The sequence below is a fragment of the Acrocarpospora sp. B8E8 genome, assembly GCF_039871605.1.
In the GTDB taxonomy this organism is placed as follows: Bacteria; Actinomycetota; Actinomycetes; order Streptosporangiales; family Streptosporangiaceae; genus Acrocarpospora; species Acrocarpospora macrocephala.
On record NZ_JBDPLV010000001.1, the window covers coordinates 105,386 to 125,221 of the forward strand.

Genomic DNA, 19,836 nt, shown 5'->3' on the forward strand with positions numbered 1-19,836 from the left:
AGCACTGCCCGCCGAGCCGTACGATGAGACTTCGTGACGGCAAGGAGCGGCGGGGACCGGGCTACGGGGATTTCCACGGGGATTTCTGCGGTGATTTCCCGGCGGGCTCTGCTGGGCGCCTCGGCCGGGCTGGCGCTCGCGGGTTGCGCGGCCTCGCCCGGCACGGAAACGGCCGTGCCAGAACCGCTTGATCCGCAAACGGTGCTGCTCACGGGGGTGATCGCGGCCAAGGAGCAGATGGTCTCGCTCTACCAGCAGGCGACCCTCTCCGACGCCGATCTCGCCGCCACCCTGCGGCCCTTCCAGCAGCGGCATCTGGCCCATCTGGTCGCGCTCCGCCGGCACCTGCCCGAGGACGCCCCGTCCGCGCCGCCGGGGTCGCCCGCGCCGGTCGCCAGCACCGCCCCCGACGTCTCGGTGGCCTTCCTGCGCGACGCCGAGCGCAAGGCCGCCGCGGCCAGGTCGCGGCAGCTGACCGACGCCTCGCCGGTCCTGTCCCAGCTGCTGTGCAGCATCGGCGCCTGCGAGGCGCTGCACGCCGCCGCCCTCGGACGGCTCCGATGAGCACGGCCCTGGCCCGAGCGCTCGCCGCCGAGCACGCCGCTGTGTACGCCTACGGCGTGGTCGGCGCCAGGACCTCCGGCAACCTGCGCACCCGCGCCAACGCCGCGTTCGACGCCCACCGGGCCAGGCGCGACCAGCTGCGCACCCTGATCGCCCAGCGCCGCGAGAAACCCGCGGAACCCGGCCCCACCTACCAGCTGCCCTTCGAGGTGAGCACGCCCGCGCAGGCGGTCCGGCTGGCCGCCCAGATCGAGGACGGGGTGCTGGCCGCCTACCTGGAGCTGTCCGCCGACCCCGATCCCGACCTGCGCCGGCTCGCCGCCCTGGCCATGCAGGAATGCGCGGTCCGCGGGTACGGCTGGCGCCCCGCGATCCCGGCGTTCCCCGGTATGCCCGCCGAGGGTCAGGTGGGGGCCACGCCCGGCGTGACCGACCCGACCCCCGTGCCGCCCGCCACGATCAGCCAGTAGCGGTCAGCACGCGGCTGGCGGCCTCGTCGAGCGGGATCTCGTCCTTGCTTCCCGTGGCGCGGTCGCGCAGCTCCACGACGCCCTGGGCGAGGCCGCGGCCGACGATCAGCACCGTGGGCAGGCCCAGCAGCTCCGAGTCCTTGAACTTGACCCCGGGCGACACCCCGGCGCGGTCGTCGAGCAGCACCCGCAAGCCGCGGGCCTCCAGTTCCTCGGCGAGCCCGGTGGCCACCTCGATCTGGTTCTCCTTGCCGGTGGCCACGATGTGCACGTCGGCGGGAGCCACCTCGCGGGGCCAGGACAGGCCGAGGGCGTCGTGGCGCTGCTCGGCGAGCACGGCCACCGCGCGGGAGACGCCGATGCCGTAGGAGCCCATGGTGATCCGGATCGGCTTGCCGTCGGGGCCGAGGGCGTCCAGCTGGGCGGCGTCGGCATACTTGCGGCCGAGCTGGAAGATGTGGCCGATCTCGATGCCGCGGTCGATGGACAGGCCGGAGCCGCAGACCGGGCAGGCGTCCCCGGCCCTGATCTCGGCGGCCTCGATCGTGCCGTCGGCGGTGAAGTCGCGCCCGGCGACCACGTGCACCGCGTGCTTGCCCGGCTCGTTGGCGCCGGTCACCCATTCGGTGCCGTCGACCACGCGGGGGTCGACCAGGTAGCGGATGCCGAGCTCCTTGAGCACCTGCGGGCCGATGTAGCCGCGGACCAGGCCGGGGTGCCTGGCGAAGTCGGCGGCCTCGAAGATGGCGGGCTCGCCGGGCGCGAGCGACGCCTCCAGCCGCTTGAAGTCCACCTCGCGGTCGCCGGGCACCCCGATGATCAGGGTCTCCGGCTCCTTGACGCCGGGCGTGACCACCTTGACGACCACGTTCTTGAGGGTGTCGGCGGCGGTGATGCCGAGGCCGTGCGCGTCGTTGAGGTGGTTGACCAGGGTCTCGATGGTGGGGGTGTTGGGCGTGTCCAGCACCTTCAGCGGCTCCCGCTCGCCGGCGCGGGCGGCGGGCGCGGGGGTGGTGACCGCTTCGGCGTTGGCCGCGTAGCCGCAGTTGTGGCAGGCCACGAAGGTGTCCTCGCCGGTGGGGCTGGGGGCCAGGAACTCCTCGGAGGCCGAGCCGCCCATCGCGCCCGAGGTGGCGAAGCAGATCTTGACCTCGATGCCCAGGCGCTCGAACGTCCTGATGTAGGCCTCGCGGTGCTGCTCGTAGGAGCGCTTGAGGCCGTCGTCGTCCAGGTCGAAGGAGTAGGAGTCTTTCATCAGGAACTCGCGGCCGCGCAGGATGCCCGCCCGGGGACGCGCCTCATCGCGGTACTTGGTCTGGATCTGGTAGAGCGTCACCGGATAGTCCTTGTAGGAGGAGTACTCCCCCTTGACCATGTCGGTGAACAGTTCCTCGTGGGTCGGGCCGAGCAGGTAGTCGGCGCCCTTGCGGTCCTTGAGGCGGAACAGGGTGTCGCCATACTCGGTCCAGCGGCCGGTGGCCTCGTAGTAGTCGCGGGGCAGCAGCGCGGGGAAGAGCACCTCCTGGGCGCCCATCCGGTTCATCTCCTCGCGCACGACCCTGGCCACGTTCTCCAGGACGATCTTGCCGAGCGGCAGCCACGAGTAGATGCCGGGGGCGACCCTGCGGACGTATCCGGCGCGCACGAGCAGCTTGTGGCTCGGCACTTCCGCGTCCGCCGGATCCTCACGCAGGGTGCGCAGGAACAGGGTCGACATACGCAGTAGCACGGCTACTCCTAGGCTTGTTGGCTGGCTCGTGGCTCGTTTCGATGACGTACAGGCTATCGACTCCTGGAGGTCAGAGCGCGAAGACGAGCGCGCCGTACGAGCCGGAGTAGGTGAGCGCGACCAGGAGCGCCCACAGCCGGCTGAGGGCCTCATGGCGGAAGACGAGCAGGATCACGCCCGCCAGCAGCACCGACGTGGCCACCGCGGCCTGCCAGCCCTGGTACGGCTGCCCGTTCGCGAGGAGCACGAGCTCTTCCGCGGCCTCGCCGAGGATCACCCCGGCGGCCAGCCCGGCGGCGGCGATTCCCCATCGGTCCTCGCGGGTGGCCACGTATGACAGCGGGCCGAGCGCCACCAGGGCGAGCAGCAGGATGTTCAGCCCGCCGGCCCCGCCGGCGAGCCCGTCGAAGGGCGAGATGCCGTGCGCGGCCACGCTGGCGATGAGCTGCCCGACCAGGCTGCCGAACGCGGCCAGCGCCCCGTTCACCAGCGACCAGCCGAAGCTGACGGCCTGGCTGCCGACGACCACGATCAGCACCATGAAGATGAAGGGGTCGTAGATCGACAGCGCCCAGCCGGGCACCCGGTCGGCGAGGCTGCCGCCGAGACCGCCCAGCAGGACGCCCAGGATCAGCGCGGACAGCATGTACCACTGGATCCGCCGTTCCCGCCGGTCGAGCGCGACATACTCCTGGTCAGGGCCGATCTCGCCGGCTCTGCCGTCCCGCTTCGCCTTACCAAAAGCCCAGGCCACTCGATCCCCCGATCAATGCGCATGTGGCAGGTCAATTATATTCAGTCACCACTTAACTACGAATAGCGACACACTTTAAAGGCAACTAGACGACCAATCGCTTGATCGAAGTGCATCGCTGCGGGCCCTGGGCACGGAATCGCGCGTCCTGGTGGTTGTCCCACCCGCCCAGCCCGTTGTTTCCCCTCGGGCTCCGCCCGTCCCCGTCGTCGCCGAGCTCGGGCTTCGCCCGCCCCGTCATTGCCGAACTCGGGCTACGCCTGTCCCCGTCATCGAGGGAACAGGCCGCTCCCGCCATCGGCGAAACGGTCACGCTACCCCTGTCAACAATGAATGGGTCGATGGCATTCCAACACAGCGCAAACTGGCCAAAAAGTAGGTCAGCCGCCGAGGAGTTCTTCCCAGGGGCGGCGGGCGGAGGTGTGGTGGAGCGGGTCGAGGGCCTGGGAGAGGCGCCAGAGGCCGGGGCGGGTGCGCATGCGGTCCAGGCCGAGGGGGTCCACGGCGTGCAGGACGAAGGGGGTGCCGAGGACCTGGAGGGTGCTGTTGCCGGGGTGGTGGGCGAGGTCGTCCAGGCCGGAGTCGGTGAGGCGGTCCAGGAGCAGCGCGGCGAGTTCGTGGGCGTAGGGGCCGTCGCGCCATTCGATGTTCCAGGCGTGGTCGGCGCCGAGCCACCAGCTGAGGTCGCGACAGGAGTCGAGGGCGTCGGTCTCGGCGGCCAGCGCGGCCAGCACGCGGCCGAAGGCCTCGTAGCGCACGGCGTCGCCGGGACCTTCGGCCGGGCCGCCGCGTGGGTTTCTGGCGTGTTGCCGCCGCCTCTTCGCCCCAGAGCTCACGGGAGACAACTGTGATCGCGCGCGTTACCCCCACGCAAGCCCCAATTCCCTCCGTAGTGGAACGTTCGCGGGCTCCCGACGATTTCCGCCCGGAAAGATCGACAAAAGGCTCGCGCGGGCACGATCCGTCGCGTCGGGGCGAGACGGCACTGGCCGTGCGCGGTTGGATGGGTGAAGAATCGCAAGTATCCGTGTCTTGGAGGCTCTGGTGACGTTGCGTGTGGCGATCGTGGGCTCTGGACCCGCCGGGATCTACACCGCGGAGGCTTTGACGAAACAGTCCGCAGGACCGGTCGAAGTCGACGTGTTGGAACGCCTGCCGACCCCTTATGGCCTGGTGCGGTATGGGGTGGCCCCTGACCACACCTCGATCAAGTCGATCGCCCACTACCTGAGGCGTGTCCTGGAGACTCCTGGCGTGCGTTTCCTCGGCGGGGTGGAGCTGGGCGCCGACCTTCACGTCGAGGATCTGCTGGCCTGCTACGACGCGGTCGTCTACTGCACCGGCGCGATGGTCGACCGCCAGCTGGGCATCCCGGGTGAGGATCTGCCGGGCAGCGTGGCCGCCACCGACTTCGTGAACTGGTACTGCGGGCATCCGGACGCACCCGACTTCACCCTGGACGTGGCGGAGGTGGCCGTCGTCGGCGTCGGCAACGTGGCCGTGGACGTGGTCAGGATCCTGGCCAAGACCGCCGACGAGTTGCGCGCCACCGACATTCCCGAGCAGGTGCTGACCGCGCTGGCCGAGTCCCGGGTCAAGCGCATCCACATGATCGGCCGCCGGGGCGCGGCGCACGCCAAGTTCACCCTCAAGGAACTGCGGGAGCTCGGCGAGCTGCTGAACGCCGACATCCTGACATTTCCGGACGAGGTGGCGGTCGAGGACCTGACCGACCTGTCCCGCCAGATCCGCGGCAACGTCGACGTGCTGCAGTCCTGGTCCACCCGCCCCCCGCAGGACCGGCCGCGACGCCTGGAGGTGCGGTTCTGGCTGCGCCCGGTGGAGATCCTCGGCGTCTCCCGGGTGGAGGGCATCCGCCTGGAGCGCACCCGCCTGGACGACGGCCGGGTGGTCGGCACCGGCGAGTTCGAGACGATCCCGGCCGACATGGTGCTGCGCTCGGTCGGCTACCGCAGCGTGCCGCTGCCGGGCGTGCCGTTCTCCGAGCGGAGCATGACCGTTCCCAACGAGGCGGGCCGAGTCCGCGACCGCGAGTATGTGGCGGGCTGGCTCAAGCGTGGCCCGACCGGTGTGATCGGCACCAACAAGTCCGACGCCGCGGAGACCGTCCGCACCCTGCTGGCCGAGGTCACCCCGCAGCCTTCGCGGCCGACGCTGGATGACCTGCTGGCCGCGCGTGGGGTGCGCCCCGTGACGTACCAGGACTGGCTGGCCATCGAGGCGGCGGAGGAGAAGCTGGCCAGGACGCTGGACCGGGGCGAGAAGGTGAAGCTGGTCGGGCGGGCGGCCATGCTGGACGCGTTCGGTGGTGCCGACCGCAGGTGAGCGTGCTGGAGATCCGCGTGCTGGGCCCGTTCGAGGTCCTGTTCGACGGAACTCCGGTGCCATTAGATGGGCGGCCGCGCGAGGTGCTGGCCCTGCTGGCGGCGGAGGCGGGCCGCCCGGTCAGGACCGAGACGATCCTGCGGCGGCTGGACTTCGCGTCCAAGGGCAACCTGCAGTCGTCGGTGTCCCGGTTGCGGCGCTCTCTGCCCAGCGAGGCGGTGCTCACCGTGCCGCACGGATACGCGCTGCGCGCCGACGTGGACGCGGTCAGGTTCGCCTCGCTGGTGACACGGTCCCGGACCGCGGAGGATCCGGATCCGCTGCTGGCGGAAGCGCTGGCGTTGTGGCGCGGCGAACCGTACGCGGATTTCGGCTTTCTGGAGGCGGAGCGCAAGCGGCTGGCTGCCCTGCACGGGGAGGCGGTGGAGCGGCGCAACGAGGCGCGGCTGGCCGCCGGGCAGGGGGCCGAGCTGGTCGCGGACCTGGAGGAGCTGCTGCTGCGGCATCCGACCAGGGAGAAGTTGTGGGGCCAGCTGATGCGGGCGCTCTACCGGTCGGGGCGGGTGGCCGAGGCGGCGCAGGCCTTCCAGCGCGCCAGGGAGGCGCTCCTGGAGGAAGGTTTCGAACCGGGGCCCGAGCTGGCCGGGATCCAGCGGGATGTGCTCGCCCACGACTCCCGGCTGGTGCAGGGGGACACCTGCCCCTACAAGGGGCTGGCCCGGTTCGAGCGGGACGACGCGCCCTACTTCCACGGCCGGGCGAAGCTGGTGGCCAAGCTGGTCGCGCACCTGTCCCGCGCGCCGCTGGTGGCGGTGGTCGGCGCGTCCGGGAGCGGGAAGTCGTCGGCCGTGCGGGCCGGGCTGCTGCCGCGGCTGGCCGGGGAGGCGCTGCCGGGGTCGCGGCACTGGCGGCAGGTCGTGCTGACCCCCGCGACCACCCCGGACCTGGCCGCGGCGCTGCCCGAGGAACCCGCGGTGGTCTTCGTGGACCAGTTCGAGGAGGTTTTCACCACCTTGACCGCCGAGCGACGGCGGGTGTTCCTGGACACCCTGGTCGGCTGCCCGCACAAGGTGGTGCTCACCCTTCGCGCCGACTACTACGGCGGCTGCGCCGACCATCGCGAGCTGGCCCGGCTGGTCGTGGACGCCCAGGTGCTGGTCGGCCCGATGACCAAGGACGAGCTCGCCGAAGCCATCCAGGCGCCCGCCGGCCAGGTCGGCCTCACGCTCGAGGACGGCCTGGCCGAGGCGCTCCTGGCCGAAGTCCACGACCAGCCTGGCTCGCTGCCGCTGCTCTCCACCGCCCTGCTGGACCTGTGGGAGCGCCGCGAGGGCCGTACCCTCACCCTGGCGGCCTACCAGCGTTCCGGCGGGGTGCGCGGCGCGATCGAGCGGATGGCCGAGCGCGCGTACGCCTCGCTCACCGAGCCGGAGCGGCGGATCGCCCGCTCAATCTTCCTTCGGCTGGCCGACGGCGGCGAGCGATTCGTCCGGCGGCGGGTGGCCACCGGCGAGCTGGCCGACCCGGAGGTGCGCCGGGTGCTCGGGCTGCTGCTCGACCGCCGCCTGCTGATCACCGACCACGACACGGTGGAGGTCGCCCACGAGGCGCTGCTGACCGAGTGGCCCCGGCTGCGCGACTGGCTGGAGTCCGACGCCGAGGGCCGCGCGCTGCGCCGCCACCTGTCCCCGGCCGCCCGGGACTGGGCCGACCGGGGCCGGGACCCGGCCGAGCTCTACCGGGGCGCGCGGCTGTCCGGCGCGCTGGACTGGGCGGCCGGGCACCCGGAGCTGCTGACGGCGGTGGAGCGGGAATTCCTGGACGCCTCGGCGGCCGAGGCCGAGCGGGAGTCGCGGAGCCGGTCCACCCGGCGGCTGCGGGCGATGGCCGTCTCCCTGGTGGCCGTGCTGATCATCGCCGCCATGGGCTGGACCCAGAAGACCGGGTCTGATGAGGCCCGGCTGATCGCCGACGCGGAACGGCTGGTCGCGCAGGCCGTCAGCGACCCCGACCCGGCCCGCGGCGGCCTGCTGGCCGTCCAGGCGGTGCGCATGTATCCGACCCCGCTCGCCCAGCGCACCCTGCTGGCGCTGCTGTTCGCCAATCCCCGCCTGCTGCGCGGCACCCCGGCCCTGCCCGAGCTGGTCGGCGCGACGGCGCTCAGCGGCGACCGCCGCCGGCTGGCGATCTCCTCCGAGCTGGGCCGCGTCCAGGTGTACGACATCGCCACGCTCGACCCCGTCGGACCGCCCATCGACGCGGGCCCCACCATGGTCCGCCGGATCTCGCTGGACCAGGGCGGCCGGCGGCTGATCACCATGAACCGCCCGGGCACCCCGGTCAGGATCTGGGACGTCGCCACGGCCACCCCCCGCAACCTGAGCTCCCGCCACGGCCGGATCCCCGACACGGCCGTCTTCGTGGCGGGCGACGCGATCGCCGCCGTGGTGGCCGAGCACATCGAGGTCTGGGACGTTAAGGAAGGAGACGCGGAATCCGAGCGGGTGCTGCCCAACTCCGAGACCAACAGCGGCCTGTTCACCAGCGGCGACCTCGCCCACCTGGCCGTGACCACGGTGTCCGGCCGGACCCGCGTGCTCGACCTGCGCGGCCGGCTGCTCGGCGACCTGCCGACCGTCTCCGCCGAGACCCAGGCCCTCAACCGGGACGGCACCGCGCTGCTGACCACCGCGATCGACCAGATCACCATCTGGGACGTGCCGACGGGCCGCCCGGAGGGCCCGGTCCGGTACGGCACCGACATCACCTGGGCGTCCTGGTCGGCCGAGAACGCCGAGGTGATCTCCGGCGACGGCCTGGGCCGGGTGAACGTCTGGGACGCGGCCACCCGGCAGCTGCTGCGCAGTTTCCCGGCCGCCGGGCGGGTGGCGGGGGCGGAGATCGCCGAAGGCGGCCGGACCCTGGTCAGCGTCACCCTGGACGGCGTCATCCTCACCTGGGACCTGACCGGTGAGCGCGGTTTCGGCGCCCCCGTACGGATCGGCGAGGGCGTCGACGGCCGGATCGACGGCTTCCGCGCCGCCTGGAATCCGAACGCCGTCTACGCCAGGGACGGGCAGGTGTGGGAGCTCGGCCTGACCCCAGGCTCGGCCGAGCGCCCGCTGGCCTCCTTCAACGGGGCGGACGGGGTCGTGGCCGGGGTGGGCGGGGGGAAGATCGTGGTGGCAACCACGGATGACGTGCAGGTGATCGGCGGGCTGACGCGTAAGATCTTCAACCCGCTGGCGGCGCTGTCCCGCGACGGAACCCGGCTGGCGATCACCACCCAGCCGACCGACACGACCGCCGACCGGCCGATGCTGGAGATCGTGGACACCGGCACGAATGCCACCCTGGCCACCGTTCCGCTGCCGGCCAAGGCGTCCGTCCTCGCGTACACGCCCGGCGGCACGCTGCTGGCCGGCCTCGTGAACGGGACCGTCGCCGTGCTGGACGCCGGTGGCAGGCAGGTGCGGGCTCCGCTCGCGGTGGCCAGGAGCGACGCGGAGGTCTCGGCGATCGGGTTCGGCCGGGACGGACAGGTCGCCTTCGGGGCCGACGACGGGCAGCTGTCGCTGTGGGACTCCGGGACGTGGGCGCCGCAGCGGGTGCTCTCGCGCACCCGGCCGGGGCAGTACCGCAGCATCGCGATCTCGCCCGGCAACCGGTTCGTGGCCAGCAGCCAGGCGGACGGCCGGATCTCGCTGCACGAGGGCGGCACCGGGCTGCTGATCGGGACCACGCCCGGCCCGTACGACAACACCTCCCGGTTCCTGACCTTCGACGGCAGCGCGCTGCTGAGCGTGTCCAGTGACCGGTCCGTGCACCGGTGGGACCTCGATCTGGAGTCGGCCCGGCGGCGGGTCTGCGCGGCGGCCGGGCGTGACCTCACCGTGGCCGAGTGGGACGCGTTCCTGCGGGGGTACCCGTACCAGCGGCAGTGCGCCTGACCTGGGCGCAAGCGCGGGACAAGCGTTCGGTGAGCGGTTGGCAAGCCGCAGCGGCTGCACTGGGAGCATGCGAACGACTCTCGGCCTGCTGCTGGCCGCATCCCTGACGTTCCCCGCCCTCCCCGCCGAGGCCGCCGTCTCGGCCCAGCGCTCGTTCACGGTGCACTCCGCCTGGGTGCGCCTCACCTCCGGCGCCCCGCTCAAGCGGGACGCCTTCGCCGGAACCATGACCAAGGACGGCACCCTCTGCACCCTCAACGGCACCCTCAAGGACCGCCACGGCGAAGGCTCCTCCGCCTACCTCTACATCTCCTGGAGCCCCAAGAGCAGCTGGATCGGCTTCGACCCGGGCGACGACCGCGTCGGCGTCCCGGGCAGCCAGCGTGTGATCGCCAAGTTCCGGTCTCCCCGGTTCGTGAAGCTGCGTGTCTGCGACAAGCCGAAGACCTCCAGCAGCCCCGGCTGCGGCAGCTGGAAGTTCGTGGTGGGCTCATGATCAGATGGCCGTTCCTGGGCCGGGACGAGGAGCGCGCCGCTCTCGCCGCCGCGCTGGACTCCCGCGGTGGCGTGCTGCTCACCGGCCCGCACGGGGCCGGCAAGAGCGCCCTGGCCGCCCAGTCGGGCGGCCTGCGGCTGCGCGGCACCGGCCCCAGCGTGGCGCTGGGCGCGTTCGCGCACCTGCTGCCGGCCGACGCCCCGCACGCCAACCTGCTCGCCTGGGCGGCGGAGTGGCTCGGCCCGGGATTGCTGCTGATCGCCGACGACGCGGACCGGATCGACGACGCCTCGGCCGCGCTCCTGCACCACCTGGTCACCCGTGACCAGGCCAAGGTCGTCGTGGTGGCCAGAGGCGAGGCAGCCGTGCCCGCGCCGCTGCGCGCGCTCGATCTGCCCCGCCTGGAGCTCGCGCCGCTGCGGCAGGAGCACGCCGCCCGCCTGCTGACGGCCGCGCTGGGCGGCCGGGTCGAGGGCGCGACCGTGCGCCGGTTCTGCCGCGCCGCCGCAGGCGATCTGCGCTTCCTGCGCGAGCTGGTCACCGCCGCGCTGGCCGCGGGGGCGCTGGCCCGGCTGGACGGGGTCTGGTGCTCGCGGGGGCAGTTACCGCTCAGTCCGTGCCTTCGGGAGCTGGTGCGGGCCGAGATCGGCGAGCTGGACGAGGACGAGCGCGACGTGCTGGAGCTCATCGCCGTGCACGAGTCCATCGACGCCGCCCTGCTGCTGGCCCGTGGCAACCCTGACGCGGTGCACCGGGTCGAACGCCGCGGCCTGATCACCTCCTGCCCGCGCGGCCAGTCCCTGCTGGTACGGCTCGCGCACCCGATGTACCAGGCCGTGATCCGCGAATGGGTGGGCCCGCTCCGCGCCCGGCACCAGATCCACCGCCTCTCCCCCGCCGACACCGCCATGACCGACCGGGAGCAGCAGGTGGGGCAGCTCGCCTCCTGGGGGCTGACCAACCGCGAGATCGCCGACTGGCTGGGCGTCTCGCACCGCACGGTCGGCAACCACCTGCACCGCCTGTACGCCAAGGTCGGCGTCAACGACCGCACCCACCTGGCCGAGGTGCTGACGTTTCCGCGCTGACCCCCGATCTGCCAGGATCTCCGGATGGAAACCACCTTGGGCCCGGTGGAGATCGCGGGATTCGCCGAGACCCACGGGGAGCAGCACGCCCGCTATCCGGCGGCGAGCCTCCCCTGGCAGCCCGTGCACACCGTCTATGTCCCCGCCGACCGGCTGACCTCGACCACCCCCGCTGATTGGGGCCGGGCCGCGACAGAGCTCCTGGACCGCCATCTCCCCACCCCTGAGGCCTTCGCCGCCGTGTTCGATCACGACGGCCTCCCGAGGGTGGCGGCCAAGCTGGCCACCGAGCCGATCGAGGACCTGCGCGTGGACTTCGAGGACGGTTACGGGGTGCGTCCCGACGAGGACGCCGACACCGAACGTGCGGCGGTCGCCATCGCCGCCATGCACGCGGCGGGTTCCCTCCCCCGCCGCTGGGGCCTGCGGGTGAAATCCTTCGCCGACGGCGATCCGGCCCGCGCGATCCGCACCCTGGACGGTTTCCTCACCGGCGTAATCCGAAATATCGGACAACTCCCGGCGGGTTTCACCGTCACCTTCCCAAAAGTGCTCATGTCAGCTCATCTCGGACAATTCGCGACATATCTGGACGAATTGGAGGATGGGCTTGGTTTGCCGTACCAGACGCTGGGCTTTGAGATGCAAGTAGAAGCGCCGCAGACGGTGTTGTTTCTTTCCGAGGCCACGCGAGCGTCAGGGGGGCGGCTGCGGGCCGCGCATTTCGGGGTTTTCGACTACACCGCCGCCTGCGGTTTGCCGCCGCACGAGCAACGGCTGGACCATCCGGCCTGCGATCATGCCAGGAACGTGATGCAGACGACGCTGCTCCCAGAGGGGATCGAGCTCTCCGACGGCTCGCTGGCCGCCTCGCCCGCCTCGGACTCCCGCGACGACGTGCTGGCCCTGTGGCGACGCCACGCCCAGCTGGTACGGCACTCGCTCGGCAACGGCTTCTACCAGGGCTGGGACATGCACCCCTCTCACCTGGTCAGCCGCTACGCCACCACCTACGCCTTCCACCTGCGCCACTACGACGAATATCAGTCACGCGTCCGCGCCTGGCACGAACAGCGCCAGGAGGGCGGCGTCATGGACGAACCCGCCACCGTGAAGACCATGACCGCGGCGCTCACCCGCGCCCACCACTGCCTAGGAATCGAGTAGCCGCCGCCATTCGGCCACCCGGGCCCGCTCCACCGGCGACTCCCACGACTCCCGCACCGCGCCCCCCACATGGAACGCCTTGACCCCGTAGTCGTGCAGCACCGGCACGTGCTCGCGCCGCAGGCCGCCCCCCGCCATGATCAGCGCGCCGTCCCCGGCCTCGGCCCGGGTGCGCAGGATCGGCAGCCCGCTCGCCACGCCCTTCGGCGAACCCGCCGACAGCACGGTGGCCAGGTTGGGCAGCAGCCGGACCGCCCGCCACCCCGCCTGCACGTCGGCGGCGCAGTCCACCGCGCGGTGGAAGGTCCACGGCAGCGGCGCGACCGCGTGGATCAGCGCCTCGGTGGCGCCGCGGTCCACGGCGCCCTCCGCGTCGAGGAAGCCGAAGACGAACCCGGCGGCCCCCGCCTCGGACAGCTCCCTGGCGGAGCGGCGCAGCCGGTCGAGCTCCTCGGGGCTGACCGTGAACCCCGCGTTGGACCGCAACATCACCATCTGCGGGAGCGTGCACTCCTTGGAGATCGCGGCGACCGTCTCCGGAGCCGGCGTGAGCCCGTCGGCGGACATGTCCGCCACGATCTCCAAGCGGTCCGCGCCGCCCTCCTCGGCGGCCACGGCATCGCGCACGTCCAGCGCGATCACTTCAAGCAGCGATCCGGTCATGGACCGAACATTATCGGGTCCGTTTGCGGGGCCGTACGGCATCCGCCCTGTTCAGCACCGAGTCAGTGTGATAGCAGAGCCTTTTGCTTGGGGACATATGTGGTCAGATCGTGCACACGGGCAGGCATGAAGCCACCCCGGACGCCCGCCGGGCGTTCGAACAGCGCGCCGGAGGCCCGGTGCGGCAGGTCGACCGTGCGGACATGCCGGAAGCGCTGGCCCAGGTAGTAGCGCTGCAGGCGGGAGTTGTCCTTGGAGCAGTCCAACCGGACGAAGCGGCAGCCCGCGGCCAGGGCGCGCAGGCCCGCCCAGTCCAGTAACGCCTCGCCCACGCCGAGCCCGGAGTAGTCCCGGTTCACGGCCAGCTTGTGCACGTACAGCGCGGCCTCGGGACGGTCGCCGGGGGTCCAGAACTCGGCGTCGGCGTGGTCGTCCAGCGCCATCACGCCCGCGGTCCCGCTTTCCGTGTCGAGCACGTAGAAGTTCCCGGCGCTGATGAGCGGCTCGATCCGCTCGGCCGGGAAGCCGCCGACCGGCCACTGCCGCACCCCGAGCGAGTTCAGCCAGCCGGCGGCGCGGGCCAGCAGTGAAAGCACGCCCGAAAGGTCGGCGTGGGTAGCCCTGCGAAGCGTGAGTTCTGCAGAGAGATTGAGGGTGTCAGAGCGCATGACAGGTCCTTTCGTTGCTACGGGTGTCGTTGTGATTACGTAGAGTCACGGTTTGACGCCGCACGGCTTCCAGCCGAGTGGCGGCGAGAGGGGTTCACAAGGTCGTTAAGGCCGACCGGAAAGAGCGCCCGCGTGCGAGAAGGCGGGCGTGATATCGGCGATGGCGCCGTTTCTGGCAGACGTCACCACTGCCCCGAGCGCGGCCAGGGGGTCGCTCGCGGCGGTACCTCGCGTTGGGCCGCCCGATCAGGACGGCCCGTGTTCGGTCAATGACGTTCCAGCTCGTACCTGATCAGGTGTTTGTCGGCGGGCAACACGGACACGGCGACGCGGACGGGGACGTCCTCCTCGTCGTATCCGACTCGGACATAGACCACAACCGGGGTTCCAGGTTCCAGTTGCAGCCGGGCGGATTCATCGGGGGTCGGCATCCGTGCCGAAATATCGTCGATAACACGGACCTGCGGATGCCCGAGCTCTTCCAGCACCCGGTTCGCGCCCCGCTTGATGTCGCCCGGACGGACGATCTCGGAGTCGCTCACCAGCTTCAGCGGGAAGTAGGAGTCGTTGGTGTTGTACGGCTGCCCGTCCACGAACCGTAACCGCCGCCGCACGACGGCCAGCGCCCGGTCCTCGACGAGCTCCAGCCGGGTCGCGATGTCCTCCGGCGGCTGGACGATCTGAACCTCGATGTTCTGGTCGGCCTGGCGGCCCTCGGAGGTGACCGCGTACACGAACGAGTCGAAACGGGGGCGGCTGTCGCCACGCGGCAACAGCTCGTCCTGCGGGCGCATGAGCAGCGGACGGCGTTCCCGGACGAAGGTGCCGCGCCGGCGCATCCGGAGGATGAGTCCCTCGTTCTCGAGCTCGCCCAGGGCCAGCCGCACGGTGTTGCGGCTGACCTGATGGCCGTCCATCAGCTCGGTCTCGGTGGGGATCTGATCGCCGGGCCCGAATTCGCCCGAGTAGATCGCCCGCCGGAGTTCGGAGGCCACCTGCTGGTAGAGCGACGATCGTGCCATTTTCCCTCAATCCACCCTTTTGTGCCAACAAATCTAGACGATCTCGGTCTGACTTGGAACAACCACTTGACCTGACGCTGGGATCCGCGCATTATCCAAACGTTGGTACAAATCCATCCAATGGGGGTGGGCCGGTGTTGACGGTCCGTGCGGGTAGGTGCTGCCTGCTGTCGCGCGATCCCTGTGAGGCAACGCGTTTACTGCGCTACGCGTTACATCACCAGGGTCAACACCACTACCAATGCCACATTCGAGGTCAAGTCGAATCTGCCGAGATCGACCTGATCCCGCTGACTCCGCGCGACTAACGGCACGGACGACCCCATCCCTCGCCGGGGTCGTACGCGCCACGCCGGGGCGGTACGTGTCCTGGCGGGTCCCCCACGCCCGCCAGGACACGTGTCCGTTAGAAAGAAAACGGCTCCCCTCCCGGGCCTGGGAAGGGAGCCGTGTCTTGCTCGGGTCAGCTGAGCTTCTCCGCGCCGACCAGGCGCACGCAGGTGGCCAGACCGCTGATGGCCACCTCCAGCTCCTCCAGGTCCGGATAGGTCGGGGCGATCCGGATCGTCCGGTCGGCCGGGTCGTTCCCGTACGGATGTGTGGCCCCGGCGGGAGTGAGCGCGATCCCGGCCTCCGCCGCCTTGCGCACGACCTCCTTGGCGCACCCGGCCGGCACCTCGAGGCTGATGAAGTAGCCGCCCGCCGGGCTCGACCAGCTGGCCAGACCCGTGCCGCCGAGCTCCTTGCTCAGGATGCGGTCCACGGCCTCGAACTTCGGCCGGATCAGCTCGGCGTGCCGGCGCATGTGAGCGCGCAGCCCGTCCTCGTCCCGCAGGAACATCACGTGCCGGAGCTGGTTGACCTTGTCGGCGCCGATCGTGCCCTTGCCCAGGAAGCCGAGGAACCAGGCCACGTTGGCGGGCGAGGAGCCGAAGAAGGAGACCCCGCTCCCGGCCAGCGTCACCTTCGAGGTGGAGCCGTAGACGAAGACCCGGTCGGGGTGGCCCGCCTCGGCGGCCAGCGTGAGCACGTCGGCGATCTCCGCCGGGTGGTCGGTGAGGTGGTGCACCGCGTACGCGTTGTCCCAGAAGATGCGGAAATCGGGGGCGGCGGCCGGCATCGCGGCCAGCCGGGCCACGGTCTGGGCGCTGTAGCTGACCCCGTCCGGGTTGCTGTACTTGGGCACGCACCAGATGCCCTTGATCCCGGCGTCGGCGGCGACCAGCCGCTCGACCTCGTCCATGTCCGGGCCTTCCGCGGTCATGGGAACCGGGATGAGCTCGATCCCGAATCGCTCGCAGAGGGCGAAATGCCGGTCATATCCGGGCACCGGGCAGAGGAACGCGACGCGCTCCTCGTCCGCCCACCGGCGCTCGCCGCCGACCGGGACGCCGAGCAGGCTGTACACGATCGAGTCGTGCATCATCGCCAGGCTGGAGTTCCCGCCGACGATCAGCTGTCCGGCCGGGACCTGCAGCACCCCGCTGAACAGGGTGCGCAGCTCCGCGAGCCCTTGCAGCCCGCCGTAGTTGCGGGTGTCGCTCCCGTCCGCCGCCGTGTGCGCGTCTCCCGGCAGCCGCAGCAGGTCCGCCGACAGATCCAGCTGCGCCGAGGACGGCTTCCCCCGGGTGAGGTCCAGCTTGAGGCCCTTGCCCCGGAGCTCCTCGTAGTCCCGCCGCGCCCGCTCGATCTCCACCGTTCCGCCTCCGCCCGTTGCCGCTGATTCTTTAATCAGAAACCCGTCCCATAGACAGCCGCATAGCCACCGACCAGGCAATTCACCGCCGCGGCTGTCTAGATCACGACTTTCTAATTAAACGAAAGGATAGACCCGGTTTCCGGATCCCACAGATCGAGGCGGTGTGCCCTGACGAGCGCGGCGATTCTGCCGAGCGCTTCGCCGGCGGGGAGCGGGGGGAGGGTGCGGGAGTCGCGGAGGCGGAGCGAGACGGTGCCGGCGGCGGCTTCGCGGGCGCCGATGATGGCCTGGTAGGGGGTCAGGTGGGCGGTGCGGATCCGCGCGGACAGCGAACCTTGTGCGGAAATATCGGCACGTAGGCCGAGTTCGAGGCAGCGGCTGGCGAGTGCTTCCGCCGCCGGGATCTCGTCTTCGGAGATCGGCAGGACGATCAGCTGGCGGGGAGCCAGCCAGGCGGGGAAAGCGCCGCCGTGGACCTCGATGAGATGCGCGACCGCCCGTTCGATGCTGCCGATGATGCTGCGGTGGACCATGACCGGGCGGTGGTGCGCGCCGTCCTGCCCGGTGTACTCCAGGTCGAAGCGGGCCGGTTGGTAGAAGTCGATCTGCACGGTGGACAGGGTGGACTCGCGCCCCGCGTGATCGACGATCTGAACATCGATCTTGGGTCCGTAGAAGGCGGCTTCGCCCTCCTCCGCCTCGTACGGCACTCCGGCCTCCTTCAGCACCTCGACCAGAAGCGCGCTTGCCCTTTCCCAGAGTTCGGGATCGGCGACGTACTTACCCCCGGCCCCCGGAAGGGACAGGCGGTAGCGAACCGGCTGGATTCCCAGGGCGTCATAGGCGGCGGCGATCAAGTCCAGGGCGGAGCGCGCCTCGTCCACGGCCTGATCGGGGGTGCAGAAGATGTGGGCGTCGTTGAGCTGGATCGCGCGCACCCGGGTGAGCCCGCCGAGCACGCCGGACAGCTCGGCGCGATACATGCCGCCGATCTCGGCCATCCGCAGCGGCAGCTCGCGGTAGCTGTGACCCCGCGAACGGAACATCAACGCGTGATGCGGGCACAGGCTCGGCCGCAACACCACCTGCTCCGCGCCAAGATCCATAGGCGGGAACATGTCCTCGTGATAGTGCGCCCAGTGTCCTGAAATTTCGTACAACTCGCGTTTGCCCAGAACAGGTGAGTACACGTGCCGGTATCCGGCCTTGCGTTCGACGTCGCGGATGTACTCCTCCAGCGCCAGCCGTACCGCCGCGCCATCGGGCAGCCAGTACGGCAACCCCGACCCGATCAGCGGATCGGTGTCGAACAGATCGAGCTCGCGGCCGAGCTTACGGTGGTCGTACATAACAGTCTCCTCGCGGGAATCATGGGGCGAGCGACCGGGAAACACGAAAGCCCGGGGCGTCGCCCCGGGCTTGGCACATCAGGAATCAGCGCGCCGGGACAACCTCCGGCGTCGTCGTCATGGCGGCACGCTTGATCATGGGCCTCACCTTAGTTCCAACTCCCCCGGCCCGCGAGCGTATTTCCGATAACCGTCACCCCAGGACGGCGACCTGTCGGATCTGCAACGCTTGTACCTGTTCAGCACCCACCCGATCATCGCCGAGCTTGGGGCTGCCCAGATGACACCGTCGTATCCACCTGCGCACGGTCTGCTCAACGGAAAGGTCGCCCTGGTCACGGCTGCCGCCGGCGCCGGCATCGGCTACGCCACGGCCAAACGCTGCGCCGAGGAGGGCGCCACGGTCGTCATCTCCGACCGGCACCAGCGGCGGCTCTCCGAGGCGGCCGACTCGCTGACCGCCATCACCGGGGTCAAGCCGCTCGCCGTCTCCTGCGACGTCACCTCCGAGTCCCAGGTGCTCGCCCTGTTCGACGCCTCCCTGGAGGCGTACGGCCGGATCGACATCGTGGTCAACAACGCCGGGCTCGGGGGCGCCGTGGAACTCGCCGAGATGGCCGACGAGCAGTGGTCCGCGGTGCTGGACGTGACCCTGAACGGCACCATGCGCTGCACCCGGGCCGCCCTGCGGCACATGATCCCGCGCCGCTCCGGGGTGATCGTCAACAACGCCTCGGTGCTCGGCTGGCGGGCGCAGCGCGGCCAGTCCCACTACGCCGCCGCGAAGGCCGGGGTGATGGCGCTGACCCGGTGCGTGGCGCTGGAGGCCGCGCCACACGGCATCCGGGTGAACGCGGTCGCCCCCTCCTCGGCCGGGCACCCGGTGACCACGGGCGACCTGCTCGCCGAGCTGACCGCCCGGGAGGCGTTCGGCCGCCCGGCCGAGCCCTGGGAGGTGGCCAACGTGATCGTCTTCCTGGCCAGCGAGTACGCCACGTACATGACCGGCGAGGTGGTGTCGGTGTCCAGCCGGCACCCCTGACTCAGCTCAGGAGATCCGCCAGCGCCTTGGCGAACATGTCGGGGGCGTCGAACTCGGCCTTCAGGTAGAGGTAGGGCTCGGTCAGCTCCAGCTCGATCAGCACCGGCTCGCCGTCCGGCATCCGGACCAGGTCGACCCGGGCGTACAGCAGTTCCTCGGCCACCTGCCCCAGCACCCGCTCAGCCAGCTCGAACTGGTCCTCGTCGGGGTCGCGCAGGGAGAACTTGCCGTTTCCGGCGTCCCGGTCGCCCATGTCGTGCGCCAGCATCGCGTTGCGCCGCACCGCGTGGCTGAACTGCCCGCCGAAGTAGATCAGCGACAGTTCGCCCTCATGCTCCACGGTCTCCAGGTAGGGCTGCACCATGATGGTCCGCCCCTGGCTTTCGAGTTCGACGGCGAACGCCTCGGCCTGCTGCCGGTCACCGGTCCTGATCGTGTCCCGGGCCCCGGCGGAGATGGCGGGCTTCACCACGTATTCATCCCAGACCGGGAGGTCGATGGCGCTCCAGTGAGTCGGCACGATCGGCACACCCAGGTCGCGCAGATAGGTCTTGTCGGTGTTCCAGGTGAGCACGGTGGCCGGGTTGAGCAGCCGCGTCGCCGCCCCCGCCCGGCGGGCCCAGGCCGTGAACTCGTCCCGGCGGTGCACGTAGTCCCAGGTGGAGCGGACCACGGCCGCGTCGAAGGAGGACCAGTCCACGTGCGGGTCGTCCCAGCGCACGGGCGCGCCCTCGATGTCGGCCCCGAGCCAGGCCGCGAGCATCACCTCCCGCTCGTCGTCCCAGCCGTCCCACGTGACATACGCGACCTTCATCGTTCTCCTCGTTGT

17 protein-coding genes are annotated in these 19,836 nt (G+C 70.9%); 8 read left to right on the forward strand and 9 right to left on the reverse strand.

Annotation, left to right across the window (positions count from 1 at the left end):
- Window positions 1-90: 90 nt before the first annotated feature.
- Window positions 91-564, forward strand: a complete 474-nt coding sequence (locus tag ABGB08_RS00455; protein ID WP_347584376.1) for a hypothetical protein — start codon at window positions 91-93, stop codon at window positions 562-564.
- On the forward strand, window positions 561-1,034 hold the full coding sequence (locus ABGB08_RS00460) for a ferritin-like domain-containing protein (protein WP_347584377.1): 474 nt from the start codon (window positions 561-563) through the stop codon (window positions 1,032-1,034). Before ABGB08_RS00455 ends, ABGB08_RS00460 begins: the two co-directional genes overlap by 4 nt.
- Here the strand turns inward: ABGB08_RS00460 and ABGB08_RS00465 are convergent.
- The 3 genes from ABGB08_RS00465 to ABGB08_RS00475 all read right to left on the reverse strand — a co-directional run bounded on the left by ABGB08_RS00465 (window position 1,024) and on the right by ABGB08_RS00475 (window position 4,353).
- Window positions 1,024-2,763 (reverse strand): proline--tRNA ligase, encoded by a 1,740-nt coding sequence (locus ABGB08_RS00465; RefSeq protein ID WP_347584378.1) that lies wholly within the window; start codon window positions 2,761-2,763, stop codon window positions 1,024-1,026. The two genes, ABGB08_RS00460 and ABGB08_RS00465, sit on opposite strands and share 11 nt — an antisense overlap.
- 70 nt (window positions 2,764-2,833) lie before the next feature.
- The gene (locus tag ABGB08_RS00470; protein ID WP_347584379.1) at window positions 2,834-3,517 is read right to left on the reverse strand and encodes a hypothetical protein; all 684 of its coding nucleotides are present in this window, start codon (window positions 3,515-3,517) and stop codon (window positions 2,834-2,836) included.
- Window positions 3,518-3,897: 380 nt separating this feature from the next.
- Complete coding sequence (locus ABGB08_RS00475; protein WP_347584380.1) at window positions 3,898-4,353, reverse strand: hypothetical protein; 456 nt, start codon at window positions 4,351-4,353, stop codon at window positions 3,898-3,900.
- A 208-nt stretch (window positions 4,354-4,561) separates the two neighbouring features.
- Here ABGB08_RS00475 and ABGB08_RS00480 point away from each other — a divergent pair, with 208 nt between their 5' ends.
- The 5 genes from ABGB08_RS00480 to ABGB08_RS00500 all read left to right on the forward strand — a co-directional run bounded on the left by ABGB08_RS00480 (window position 4,562) and on the right by ABGB08_RS00500 (window position 12,564).
- Entirely contained in the window at window positions 4,562-5,863 is a 1,302-nt protein-coding gene (locus ABGB08_RS00480; RefSeq protein ID WP_347584381.1) for an FAD-dependent oxidoreductase, read from the forward strand.
- Entirely contained in the window at window positions 5,860-9,813 is a 3,954-nt protein-coding gene (locus tag ABGB08_RS00485) for a BTAD domain-containing putative transcriptional regulator (RefSeq protein WP_347584382.1), read from the forward strand. The genes ABGB08_RS00480 and ABGB08_RS00485 overlap by 4 nt, the downstream gene beginning before the upstream one ends.
- A gap of 67 nt (window positions 9,814-9,880) precedes the next feature.
- A complete protein-coding gene (locus ABGB08_RS00490) occupies window positions 9,881-10,309 on the forward strand; it encodes a hypothetical protein (RefSeq protein ID WP_347584383.1) in 429 nt (142 codons plus the stop codon).
- Complete coding sequence (locus ABGB08_RS00495; protein ID WP_347584384.1) at window positions 10,306-11,397, forward strand: LuxR C-terminal-related transcriptional regulator; 1,092 nt, start codon at window positions 10,306-10,308, stop codon at window positions 11,395-11,397. Before ABGB08_RS00490 ends, ABGB08_RS00495 begins: the two co-directional genes overlap by 4 nt.
- Window positions 11,398-11,421: 24 nt before the next feature.
- Window positions 11,422-12,564 (forward strand): aldolase, encoded by a 1,143-nt coding sequence (locus ABGB08_RS00500; RefSeq protein ID WP_347584385.1) that lies wholly within the window; start codon window positions 11,422-11,424, stop codon window positions 12,562-12,564.
- On the opposite strand, the gene ABGB08_RS00505 is transcribed toward ABGB08_RS00500, so the two are convergent.
- From ABGB08_RS00505 to thrS, 5 genes are all read right to left on the reverse strand, one after another.
- A complete protein-coding gene (locus ABGB08_RS00505; protein ID WP_347584387.1) occupies window positions 12,550-13,227 on the reverse strand; it encodes a copper homeostasis protein CutC in 678 nt (225 codons plus the stop codon). The genes ABGB08_RS00500 and ABGB08_RS00505 overlap by 15 nt on opposite strands.
- Window positions 13,228-13,289: 62 nt before the next feature.
- On the reverse strand, window positions 13,290-13,895 hold the full coding sequence (locus ABGB08_RS00510) for a GNAT family N-acetyltransferase (protein WP_347584389.1): 606 nt from the start codon (window positions 13,893-13,895) through the stop codon (window positions 13,290-13,292).
- A gap of 266 nt (window positions 13,896-14,161) precedes the next feature.
- Window positions 14,162-14,917, reverse strand: coding sequence for a GntR family transcriptional regulator (locus ABGB08_RS00515; RefSeq protein WP_155347619.1), 756 nt, complete (start codon window positions 14,915-14,917; stop codon window positions 14,162-14,164).
- A 463-nt stretch (window positions 14,918-15,380) separates the two neighbouring features.
- Window positions 15,381-16,613, reverse strand: a complete 1,233-nt coding sequence (locus ABGB08_RS00520; protein WP_347584392.1) for an aminotransferase class I/II-fold pyridoxal phosphate-dependent enzyme — start codon at window positions 16,611-16,613, stop codon at window positions 15,381-15,383.
- 113 nt (window positions 16,614-16,726) lie between these two features.
- Entirely contained in the window at window positions 16,727-18,010 is a 1,284-nt protein-coding gene (thrS, locus tag ABGB08_RS00525) for a threonine--tRNA ligase (protein WP_347584394.1), read from the reverse strand.
- A gap of 235 nt (window positions 18,011-18,245) precedes the next feature.
- Between thrS and ABGB08_RS00530 the strand changes: the two genes are divergently transcribed.
- Window positions 18,246-19,007 (forward strand): SDR family oxidoreductase, encoded by a 762-nt coding sequence (locus ABGB08_RS00530; RefSeq protein WP_347585812.1) that lies wholly within the window; start codon window positions 18,246-18,248, stop codon window positions 19,005-19,007.
- 1 nt (window position 19,008) lies between these two features.
- On the opposite strand, the gene ABGB08_RS00535 is transcribed toward ABGB08_RS00530, so the two are convergent.
- Window positions 19,009-19,821 (reverse strand): hypothetical protein, encoded by an 813-nt coding sequence (locus ABGB08_RS00535; protein ID WP_347584396.1) that lies wholly within the window; start codon window positions 19,819-19,821, stop codon window positions 19,009-19,011.
- Window positions 19,822-19,836: the final 15 nt, after the last annotated feature.